This is a genomic window from Parabacteroides sp. ASF519 (genome assembly GCF_000364265.2).
Classification (GTDB): domain Bacteria; phylum Bacteroidota; class Bacteroidia; order Bacteroidales; family Tannerellaceae; genus Parabacteroides; species Parabacteroides goldsteinii.
The window spans coordinates 1432048-1441279 of record NZ_AQFV02000006.1; the positions used below are offsets into that span (position 1 = coordinate 1432048).

The following is a 9232-nucleotide window of genomic DNA, read 5'->3' on the forward strand; positions in this document are numbered from 1 at the left end:
ACTATTCTTTTTCTGATTAACAAAGCAGGCACGGACCGGATAACGGGGCGTGCCTGTTTTGTTTTTTCTTAAATAGAAGAATCAGGTTAGAACCAAGATTCATTTATCATTATAATGACCATAGGCATTGACAATAAGTACATCAATTTTATCTTTGTGGATTTCGTAAACCAAGCGATGTTTATCTGTTATTCGGCGTGACCATTTGCCGACGAGATTGCCTCGTAGCTGTTCCGGCTTTCCTGTTCCGATTTCCGGATGTTCCATCAATTCAACAAGTAGTTTTGTCAGCTTTTTATATGCAGAGGGTTCGTTCTTTTTTAGCAAACGGATGTCATCAATGGCATCATCAGTGTAAGATAAGTTAAAACTCATAACCCTTCCAATAGTCTGAATAATTCATCTTTCCCACTTATGGTAGTCACTTTTCCGGCCTTTGCTTGTTCGCTAGATTGCAAAATACGGTTTATATTTCTTTCATCGGAAAAAAAAGGATCACCTGATGGACTTGGGTTATTTAAGGCTGCATCAATTGCTTTTGCTTGTTCTAGCAAGACATTTTCCAAATATTTTTTCAAACTTATTCCTTTTGCAGCAGCAGCCATCGCCAAACTTCTAACCGAATCAGATGGAAGATCTACTGCTTTTCGTTGTTTAAATAACTCTGTTGTATTCATATTCTAAATATTATGAGTACAAATATATGCAAAAATACAATGTGTATATAATGATAATATATGCATAATGTTATTTTAACGATTGCACGATGGAAAGATTTTATCGCTTTCCGGTTCGGGTAGTGGCGAAGGCAATAAATATTTATGTATCTCTCTGATTTGTGTTATAGTATGGCTATATCTTCGAGAGAAAGTCCGGTATATTGGCTGATTGTTTGCGGATCCAAGCCTTTGGCTTTCATGTTAAATGCTATAGCCTTAGTGGCTTTTAGGCTACCTTGTTCAATCCCTTGCTCAATTCCCTGTTCAATTCCTTGCTCAACCCTTCTTCCTTGGCAGCACTTAGGACGTCGTTTTGGATCATTATATTTTCTAAGTGACGGTCGTAGGCTTGACGTTCCTGAGGGGGCATATCGTAATAGCGAAGTTTTTCGCGCGCTTCGGGAAGTCCCGGGGCTTTGGCTTCGGAGGATATTTTCCCGGTTTTCAGGTAAGTGATCCATTCTTCTAAAGGAGTTACGGCAAGTTTATTGAATTCGTTGACGCGTATCAGATAGTATTCCGGGAAAATTTTATCTGGTGTTTTTCTGATGATGGCATTCTTTTCTTTCAGACTGATTTCGAGTTCATCATGGGTGTTGAGTCCGCAGAAGCGTGAAGAACCCTTGTAAATATAGTCTTCTCCTTTTCCCATATCGAAATAGATGATACTGATGGAATAGATTTTTTTTATGGATGAGTACGAGTCTCCTATATTAATATGTTCGGTAATTGCTTTCGCTACCCCGTAAAGAATGCGTTCAAGATAATAAATCTCATGTGTGTTTTGTATCTCAATGATGATGATATCGCCTTTACTGTTCTTTGCTTTGATATCGACACGGTTGAATTTATCACTCTCGTCTTCCATGTTTGCTTCACTTTCGAGAATTTCCATGATATGAATATCTTCTTCCAGAAGAGTTTTGAGGAATCCTTCGAGTACGTCGAAATTCGCATTGTTGCGTAAGAGCCTTTTTGCGGCCCAATCGAATCGGATGTAATTTTCTTCTTTCATAGTTGTATAATATATTGATATTTATAATTATACAAAGTTACTACAAAAAAGTGAAATGCGGAAAGATATAGTGATAGAATTGAGTTACAAGGGTTTTGGTTTAAGTGGCGAAAATTCGTGAAGCCATTACAATCCCTGCCGAAGCCAAATCCTGACGCCGCAACGTTACTTGTTCGTAACCATGCCCGATAATGCGACAAACGGGTACGGATAGAGAAACAAGGCGCAGAGGGATAGTGAGTTACCCACAACTCACGCGAAAAATCCGGTTACGGAAAAAGATTGCGCCGTTCCTCACCGTTTTGCGTACCAGAGAAGGACTCTTCACCAACTAATTTTGAAACCAAAAAAATTAAGGACGATGAAGAGTACATTTTCAGTTATCTACTATCTCAAACGGCAGGTAGTGAAGAAAGACGGGACAGTTCCCGTCATGGGACGTATCACGGTGGACGGCAACCAGACACAATTCAGTTGCAAGCTGAGTGTCGATCCGAAGCTGTGGGACACCAAAGGGGGGCGTGTCACGGGCAGAAGCACGGCGGCACTCGAAACGAACCGTATGCTTGACAAGATGCGGGTGCGCATCAACAAGCACTATCAGGAAATCATGGAGCGTGACAACTTCGTCACGGCAGAGAAGGTCAAGAACGCTTTTCTCGGACTGGAGCACCGCTACCACACGCTGATGCAGGTGTTCCGCCAGCACAACGAGGACTATGAAAAACAGGTGGAAGCAGGCATGAAAGCCAAAGGCACGCTGCTGAAGTACCGCACCGTTTACAAACACCTGCAAGAGTTCCTTGACATCCGCTACCATGTGAAGGACATCGCACTGAAAGAGCTTACCCCGGCTTTCATCTCCGACTTCGAGATGTTCCTGCGCACGGACAAGCACTGCTGCACCAATACCGTGTGGCTGTACGTCTGCCCGCTACGGACGATGGTGTTCATCGCCATCAACAACGAGTGGCTGACACGCGACCCGTTCCGCGAGTATGAAATCAAGAAGGAGGAAACGACACGCAGTTTCCTTACCAAAGAGGAAATCCGCCTGCTCATGGACGGGAAACTGAAAAACGCCAAACAGGAACTGTACCGCGACCTCTACCTGTTCTGCGCGTTCACCGGGCTGTCGTTCTCGGATATGCGCAACCTCACGGAAGAGAATATCCGCACCTACTTCGACGAACACGAGTGGATAAACATCAACCGCCAGAAAACGGGCGTGGTGTCCAACATCCGCCTGCTTGACATCGCCAACCGCATAATCGGCAAATACCGGGGTCTGTGCGAGAACGGCAGGATATTCCCCGTCCCGCATTATAACACGTGCCTTGCAGGTATCCGTGCCGTCGCCAAGCGTTGCGGCATCACCAAGCATATCACGTGGCATCAGAGCCGCCACACGGCAGCCACGACGGTGTTCCTCTCCAACGGCGTACCTATCGAAACGGTCAGCTCCATGCTCGGACACAAGAGCATAAAGACGACGCAGATTTACGCGAAGATAACCAAAGAGAAGCTCAATCAGGACATGGAGAACCTTGCGGCAAGGTTGAACAACGTTGAGGAATTTGCAGGTTGCACCATCTAAAAAGAGAAGCCATGAAACGTGACATAATCATCATAGAGGACAAAGCGGTCAGCGTAACCGGTAACGACGTGTGGATGACCGCCACCGAAATCGCCGGACTGTTCCATACGATCGTCCCGGCAGTGAACGCAGCCATCAAAGCCGTCCGCAAGTCGGACGTGCTGAACGACTACGAGGTGTGCCGCTACATGCAGCTTGAAAACGGGCTGTACGCGGACGTGTACGCGCTTGAAATCATCATTCCGATTGCTTTCCGGCTGAACACCTACAACACCCACCTTTTCCGTACATGGCTGGTGGGAAAGGCTCTCGCAAAAGAGAAACGGCAAGCATACGTGATGTTCATACAGAACGGAAAAGCCGGGTACTGCTGATTGCACATACCCCATAAGACAAGGAAACGGGCAGCACCACAAAAGGTGTCGCCCGTTTCCTTTTTCATGTTGGCCGCCTTACTCCAGCGGCTTGCGGTAGTTCGCTTCCAGTACCTCGCGCAGCCCCGTTTCCGGGTAAAGCACCTTCCCTCCCAAAAGTATGAAGGGCAACACACGGTTGTTGCGGTATTCCTGCAAGGTGCGTCGGCTCACGCGGAGCAGTTCCGCCACCTCGCCGTCCGTCAGGTAACGCTCCCCGTCCAGCGGAGGACGGTAACTTTCCAGAAATGCGGACAGCCATTTAGAGCCTTTGCGCATATCCTGCACCACAGAGGCTATCGGCTCGTCTTCCATCGTAAAAACATCGTTGTTCTCGTTCATCATAACTTCGGATTCAGTGGGTGAATAAATCAAATCATCTGCCGTGCGGATAGAGCGTGCCGACAAGCGGTATCAGCCGCTTCACCTCCTCCGGCTTGTAATAGAACCTTCGGTTTATCTGCGAGTAGCCGATAAGCCGCCTGTCACGAAGCGTCTGCAACGTGCGCAGGCTGATTCTCAACTGCCCGCAGACCTCCTCGCCCGTGAGCCATTTTTCCATGCGCCCCGAGTCGCTTTTGCGCCTCAGGGCGGCGATCTTCTCCGAGAGTGCGCCGAATGCCGCCACCATCATCTCGAAAGTCTTTTTCTCGATAGATACTATTTCCATATTCATAAAATTATCGGTTTGCCCGCAAAGGTAACGACGCAGCCCTTAACACGTACCGTTTTCCGCTGAAAGGCTGCCTGTTGCGCCGTTTGACCGGGTTACGGAGCCATCTTCCGTAAAAATCTTACGTGAGTCACGTAGTGAGTTGTTAAAGCCCCTTTTGTTTATTGCCGAATTTTGCCGCAGAAACAAAAAGAAAGGACTGAATATGAAAGTGATAACGATGGAAAGTTCCGCCTTCCGGTCATTGACGGAACAGATAGCGGAGATTGCGGCACACGTCCGTGCCGTCTCCGGCGACAAGAAAGCGGCATCGCCCGACAGGTTGCTCACCACACGCGAGGCGGCGCACCTGCTTAACGTGAGTACCCGCACCCTCCAGCGTATGCGCAGCGAGCAACGCATCGGCTATGTCGTGCTGCGCGGCAAATGCCGCTACCGGCAGTCTGAAATCGACCGCCTGCTTGAAGCATGTGCCGTCAACGAGGACGCGGCGACACCGCAGGAACTGAAACGGAACCACACGCTGCGCACGGGCGGCAGCCCCAAAGGACGGAGGACATAGGTCATGGAACTGCTCACACGAAACAACTTCGAGGTCTGGATGCAGAAGCTGATGGAACGGCTCGACCGTCAGGACGAACTGCTGCTGGCGATGAAGGCTGAGGGGAAACAGCCCGCTATCACGGAAAGCATCCGCCTTTTCGACAATCAGGACTTGTGTATGCTGCTCCAGATAAGCAAGCGCACCCTGCAACGCTACCGCAGCGTCGGCGCATTGCCTTACAAGACACTGGGCAAGAAAACCTATTACAGCGAGGAGGACGTGCTGACATTCCTTTCCAACCATATCAAGGACTTCAAAAAGGAAGATATAGCCTTCTACAAGGCTCGTATCCATAATTTCTTTCATAAATAACCCATTAAAACATTTTTCAGATGGCAAAGAAAAAAGACGAAAAGGACGTGCTGGTAGTCCGTGACGAGAAGACGGGCGAGATCAGCGTGGTAGCCGGGCTGAACGTGGACGGCACACCCAAGCGCACCCCCGCGAAAGCGGAGAACGCGCAGAGTTTCCTGCAATTCGACCGACATGGCGACGTGCTGGACAACTTCTTCAAGAACTTCTTCCGGCAGTGCAAGGAACCCAGCCGCTTCGGTTTCTACCGTATCGCGGCGGACCAAGCCGAAAATATCTTGGAGGTGATGAAGCAACTGCTGAAAGACCCGGAAGGGAACAAGGAACTGCTTGCCCCTCACAAGGTGGACACCTCCGGTTATGAGAAGAAGGTGCAGGAAGAACAGACTTCACAACAGGTAGAAAAACAAGTACCTCAAAAACAGGAAAACATGGAGCAACAGAAAGAACAACAGGAAAACCCGCAGCAGACGCAGGGCAAACGGGGCTACCAGCCCATCGACGAGAGCAAAATCAACTGGCAGGAACTGGAGGACAGATGGGGTGTGAAGCGTGACGACCTTGAAAAGTCCGGCAACCTTACGAAGATGCTCAACTACGGCAAGTCCGACTTGGTGAAGGTCAAACCCACCTTCGGCGGCGAATCATTCGAGCTGGACGCCCGCCTCTCCTTCAAGAAGGACGGCGAGGGAAACATCAGCCTCGTGCCGCACTTCATCCGCAAGGAGCAGAAGTTAGATGAATACAAGGAACACAAATTCTCCGACGACGACCGGAAGAACCTGCGCGAAACGGGCAACCTCGGCAGGGTCGTGGACATCGTGGACAGGGAAACGGGCGAGATTATCCCCTCCTACATCAGCATCGACCGCAAGACGAATGAGATCACGGACATCCCGGCAAACAAGGTGCGCATCCCGGAGCGCATCGGCAAGACGGAAATTACCAAGCAGGAGCAGGACATGCTCCGCGCCGGACTGCCCGTGCGCGACAAGCTCATCGAGCGCAACGACGGCAGGAAGTTCGTCACCACCCTGCAAGTGAACGTGGAGCAGCGCGGTGTGGAGTTCGTGCCGGGAACCGGCAGGTCGCCCCGTACCGCACAGACGCAGGAAGCCAAGAGCGACACGTCGAAAAGTCAGGCGCAAGGCGGGGAGAATGCCGCCCAGACCAAGAAGGAGCAACGCCGCAACACGTGGACGAACGAGGACGGCAGCATTCGCCCCATCAGCAAATGGAGCGGCGTGAACTTCACCGACCAACAGAAAGCCGACTACGTGGAGGGCAAAGCCGTGAAGCTGGAGAACGTGACCGACAAGCAGGGCTTCCATGCCACGATGTATATCAAGTTCAACCCGGAGAAGGGCCGTCCGTACCGCTACGACACGAACCCCGACAACGCCCAGCAGGTCGCCCCGTCCAACGAGAGCCGCACGCAGGTGGCGGTGAACAACGAGGGCAAGACCAACGAGGCGACAAAGAACCTGAAAGAGCCTTTGCAGAAAGGTCAGACCGCCCCGAAGACCGCCAGCCAGCAACAGCAGCAGGATAAACCGAAGAAAAACAACAAGGGCATGAAGATGTAATCCCGTGTCCGCCACTAAATCCAATCCAAAGTAAAAAAAGTAATCATTAAAAAAGAAAAAGCATGAAGACAATCATTGCAGAAAAGCCCTCCGTGGCACGTGAAATCGCCCGCATCGTGGGCGCGACAAAGAGAGAGGAAGGATATTTCGAGGGAGGCGGCTATGCCGTGACATGGGCATTCGGACACCTCGTCCAACTTGCCATGCCCGACGGCTACGGCGTGCGCGGCTTCGTCCGTGACAACCTCCCGATTATCCCCGACACCTTCACGCTCGTCCCCCGTCAGGTCAGGACGGAGAAGGGCTACAAGCCCGACAGCGGCGTGGTGTCGCAGATAAAAATCATTACCCGGCTTTTCAATGGGAGCGAACAAATCATTGTGGCAACCGATGCCGGGCGTGAGGGTGAGCTAATCTTCCGCTATCTCTACCACTACACGGGATGCAAAACCCCGTTTGTGCGCCTGTGGATCAGCTCGCTCACCGACAAGGCTATCCGTGAGGGGTTGCGCAACCTCGAAGACGGCGGCAAGTATGACAACCTATACCTCGCCGCCAAAGCGCGGAGCGAATCCGACTGGCTCGTGGGCATCAACGGCACGCAGGCACTTTCTATCGCCGCCGGACACGGCACGTACTCGGTCGGACGGGTGCAGACCCCCACATTGGCGATGGTGTGTGAACGCTACTGGGAGAACCGCCGTTTCACGCCCGAAGCCTTCTGGCAGCTCCATATCGCAACGGACGGTTGCGATGGTGAGGTCGTGAAACTCTCTTCCTCCGAGAAATGGAAGGAGAAAGAGCCGGCTATGGAGCTATATAATAAGGTAAGGGCGGCAGGCTACGCAACGGTAACGAAAGCCGAGCGCAAGGAGAAGACGGAGGAAACTCCGCTCCTGTACGACCTGACCACGCTCCAGAAAGAAGCCAACGCCAAGCACGGCTTCACGGCGGAACAGACGCTTGAAATCGCGCAGAAACTCTACGAGAAGAAACTGATAACCTATCCGAGAACGGGTAGCCGTTACATTCCCGAAGACGTGTTCGCCGAAATCCCCAAGCTGCTCGCCTTCATCGGCACGCAGCCCGAATGGAAAGACAAGGTGCGGGCGAAAGCCGTCCCGACACGCCGCAGCGTGGATGGCGGCAAGGTGACGGACCACCACGCCCTGCTCGTCACGGGCGAGAAACCGCTCTTCCTCTCCAAAGAGGACGGCACCATCTATCAGATGATTGCCGGACGTATGGTCGAGGCATTCTCCGAAAAATGCGTCAAGGACGTGACCGCTGTCACGGCGGAATGTGCGGGAATGGAGTTCACCGTGAAAGGCAGCGTTGTCAAACAAGCCGGATGGCGTGCCGTATATGGCGAGGAAAACAAGGAGGAAACCACCATCCCCGGCTGGCAGGAAGGCGACACGCTGACGCTGAAAGGCTCTTCCATCACCGAAGGAAAGACCAAACCCAAGCCGCTGCACACCGAAGCCACCCTGCTGTCCGCTATGGAAACGGCGGGCAAGGAAATCGAGGACGACGCGCTGCGTCAGGCAATGAAGGACTGCGGCATCGGCACTCCCGCCACACGCGCCTCCATCATCGAAACGCTCTTCAAGCGCGGTTACATGGAACGCTGCAAGAAATCGCTTGTCCCCACTGAAAAGGGTCTTGCCCTCAACTCCGTTGTCAAGACGATGCGCATCGCCGATGTAGCCATGACGGGCGAATGGGAGAAGGAGCTGGCACGCATCGAGCGCGGGGAACTGTCCGCCGACACCTTCCGCAAGAAGATAGAGGCGTACACACGGGAAATCACCTCCGAACTGCTCTCGTGCGACAAGCTCTTCGGCAGCCGTGACTCCGGCTGCGCGTGTCCCAAGTGCGGCACGGGCAGGATGCGGTTCTACGGCAAGGTGGTACGCTGCGACAACACGGAGTGCGGACTGCCCGTGTTCCGGCTGAAAGCGGGACGCACCCTGTCCGACGACGAAATCAAAGACCTGCTCACCGACGGGCACACCAAGCTGCTCAAAGGCTTCAAGAGCAAACAGGGCAAGAGCTTCGATGCCGTGGTCGCCTTTGACGGGGAATATAACACGGCTTTTGTGTTCCCGGAGGCTAAAAAGGGCAAGAAATTTTCAGGACGGAAGAAATAATGCTAACTTTGCCACTTGTTCAGAGTAATGAATTGTTCTTCGATACCGGATTACACTCATACTTTGGATTTAGTGGTGGCACTCGGAGGGATACCGAGTGCCTTTTTCTTCCTTTTTCCAACCGATTATCCCGTTAAATATCAATCCACTAAACTCCAAA

General features: G+C 51.7%; 12 protein-coding genes. 6 read left to right on the top strand and 6 right to left on the bottom strand.

Annotated features, from left to right (window positions below):
• Positions 1–99 precede the first annotated feature (99 nt).
• The 4 genes from C825_RS05555 to C825_RS05565 all read right to left on the bottom strand — a co-directional run bounded on the left by C825_RS05555 (position 100) and on the right by C825_RS05565 (position 1734).
• Complete coding sequence (locus C825_RS05555) at positions 100–375, bottom strand: Txe/YoeB family addiction module toxin (protein WP_010801738.1); 276 nt, start codon at positions 373–375, stop codon at positions 100–102.
• Positions 372–677: a hypothetical protein gene (locus tag C825_RS05560; protein WP_007655283.1), complete on the bottom strand. Its 306-nt coding sequence runs from the start codon at positions 675–677 to the stop codon at positions 372–374. Before C825_RS05560 ends, C825_RS05555 begins: the two co-directional genes overlap by 4 nt.
• A gap of 164 nt (positions 678–841) precedes the next feature.
• Positions 842–919, bottom strand: a complete 78-nt coding sequence (locus C825_RS27815) for a hypothetical protein (RefSeq protein ID WP_502706252.1) — start codon at positions 917–919, stop codon at positions 842–844.
• A gap of 26 nt (positions 920–945) precedes the next feature.
• The gene (locus tag C825_RS05565) at positions 946–1734 is read right to left on the bottom strand and encodes an Rpn family recombination-promoting nuclease/putative transposase (protein ID WP_010801739.1); all 789 of its coding nucleotides are present in this window, start codon (positions 1732–1734) and stop codon (positions 946–948) included.
• Positions 1735–2095: 361 nt separating this feature from the next.
• Between C825_RS05565 and C825_RS05570 the strand changes: the two genes are divergently transcribed.
• Both C825_RS05570 and C825_RS05575 read left to right on the top strand, forming a co-directional pair.
• The gene (locus C825_RS05570; RefSeq protein WP_010801740.1) at positions 2096–3331 is read left to right on the top strand and encodes a site-specific integrase; all 1236 of its coding nucleotides are present in this window, start codon (positions 2096–2098) and stop codon (positions 3329–3331) included.
• 11 nt (positions 3332–3342) lie between these two features.
• The gene (locus C825_RS05575) at positions 3343–3705 is read left to right on the top strand and encodes a hypothetical protein (RefSeq protein WP_010801741.1); all 363 of its coding nucleotides are present in this window, start codon (positions 3343–3345) and stop codon (positions 3703–3705) included.
• A gap of 78 nt (positions 3706–3783) precedes the next feature.
• Here C825_RS05575 and C825_RS05580 read toward each other — a convergent pair whose 3' ends face one another.
• Both C825_RS05580 and C825_RS05585 read right to left on the bottom strand, forming a co-directional pair.
• Positions 3784–4089: a helix-turn-helix domain-containing protein gene (locus tag C825_RS05580; RefSeq protein WP_004310576.1), complete on the bottom strand. Its 306-nt coding sequence runs from the start codon at positions 4087–4089 to the stop codon at positions 3784–3786.
• A gap of 31 nt (positions 4090–4120) precedes the next feature.
• Complete coding sequence (locus C825_RS05585) at positions 4121–4420, bottom strand: helix-turn-helix domain-containing protein (RefSeq protein ID WP_010801743.1); 300 nt, start codon at positions 4418–4420, stop codon at positions 4121–4123.
• Between the two features lie 202 nt (positions 4421–4622).
• Between C825_RS05585 and C825_RS05590 the strand changes: the two genes are divergently transcribed.
• From C825_RS05590 to C825_RS05605, 4 genes are all read left to right on the top strand, one after another.
• Positions 4623–4979 (top strand): helix-turn-helix domain-containing protein, encoded by a 357-nt coding sequence (locus tag C825_RS05590; protein WP_010801744.1) that lies wholly within the window; start codon positions 4623–4625, stop codon positions 4977–4979.
• A gap of 3 nt (positions 4980–4982) precedes the next feature.
• A complete protein-coding gene (locus tag C825_RS05595) occupies positions 4983–5333 on the top strand; it encodes a helix-turn-helix domain-containing protein (RefSeq protein ID WP_005802306.1) in 351 nt (116 codons plus the stop codon).
• Positions 5334–5353: 20 nt separating this feature from the next.
• A complete protein-coding gene (locus tag C825_RS05600; protein ID WP_010801746.1) occupies positions 5354–6919 on the top strand; it encodes a DUF3945 domain-containing protein in 1566 nt (521 codons plus the stop codon).
• A 62-nt stretch (positions 6920–6981) separates the two neighbouring features.
• Positions 6982–9072: a type IA DNA topoisomerase gene (locus C825_RS05605; RefSeq protein WP_010801747.1), complete on the top strand. Its 2091-nt coding sequence runs from the start codon at positions 6982–6984 to the stop codon at positions 9070–9072.
• Positions 9073–9232: the final 160 nt, after the last annotated feature.

Bases quoted from the DNA above. Each gene is read 5' to 3' on its own strand.
- C825_RS05555 (WP_010801738.1), bottom strand. From the start codon at position 375: ATGAGTTTTAACTTATCTTACACTGATGATGCCATTGATGACATCCGT.
- C825_RS05560 (WP_007655283.1), bottom strand. From the start codon at position 677: ATGAATACAACAGAGTTATTTAAACAACGAAAAGCAGTAGATCTTCCA.
- C825_RS27815 (WP_502706252.1), bottom strand. From the start codon at position 919: ATGAAAGCCAAAGGCTTGGATCCGCAAACAATCAGCCAATATACCGGA.
- C825_RS05565 (WP_010801739.1), bottom strand. From the start codon at position 1,734: ATGAAAGAAGAAAATTACATCCGATTCGATTGGGCCGCAAAAAGGCTC.
- C825_RS05570 (WP_010801740.1), top strand. From the start codon at position 2,096: ATGAAGAGTACATTTTCAGTTATCTACTATCTCAAACGGCAGGTAGTG.
- C825_RS05575 (WP_010801741.1), top strand. From the start codon at position 3,343: ATGAAACGTGACATAATCATCATAGAGGACAAAGCGGTCAGCGTAACC.
- C825_RS05580 (WP_004310576.1), bottom strand. From the start codon at position 4,089: ATGATGAACGAGAACAACGATGTTTTTACGATGGAAGACGAGCCGATA.
- C825_RS05585 (WP_010801743.1), bottom strand. From the start codon at position 4,420: ATGAATATGGAAATAGTATCTATCGAGAAAAAGACTTTCGAGATGATG.
- C825_RS05590 (WP_010801744.1), top strand. From the start codon at position 4,623: ATGAAAGTGATAACGATGGAAAGTTCCGCCTTCCGGTCATTGACGGAA.
- C825_RS05595 (WP_005802306.1), top strand. From the start codon at position 4,983: ATGGAACTGCTCACACGAAACAACTTCGAGGTCTGGATGCAGAAGCTG.
- C825_RS05600 (WP_010801746.1), top strand. From the start codon at position 5,354: ATGGCAAAGAAAAAAGACGAAAAGGACGTGCTGGTAGTCCGTGACGAG.
- C825_RS05605 (WP_010801747.1), top strand. From the start codon at position 6,982: ATGAAGACAATCATTGCAGAAAAGCCCTCCGTGGCACGTGAAATCGCC.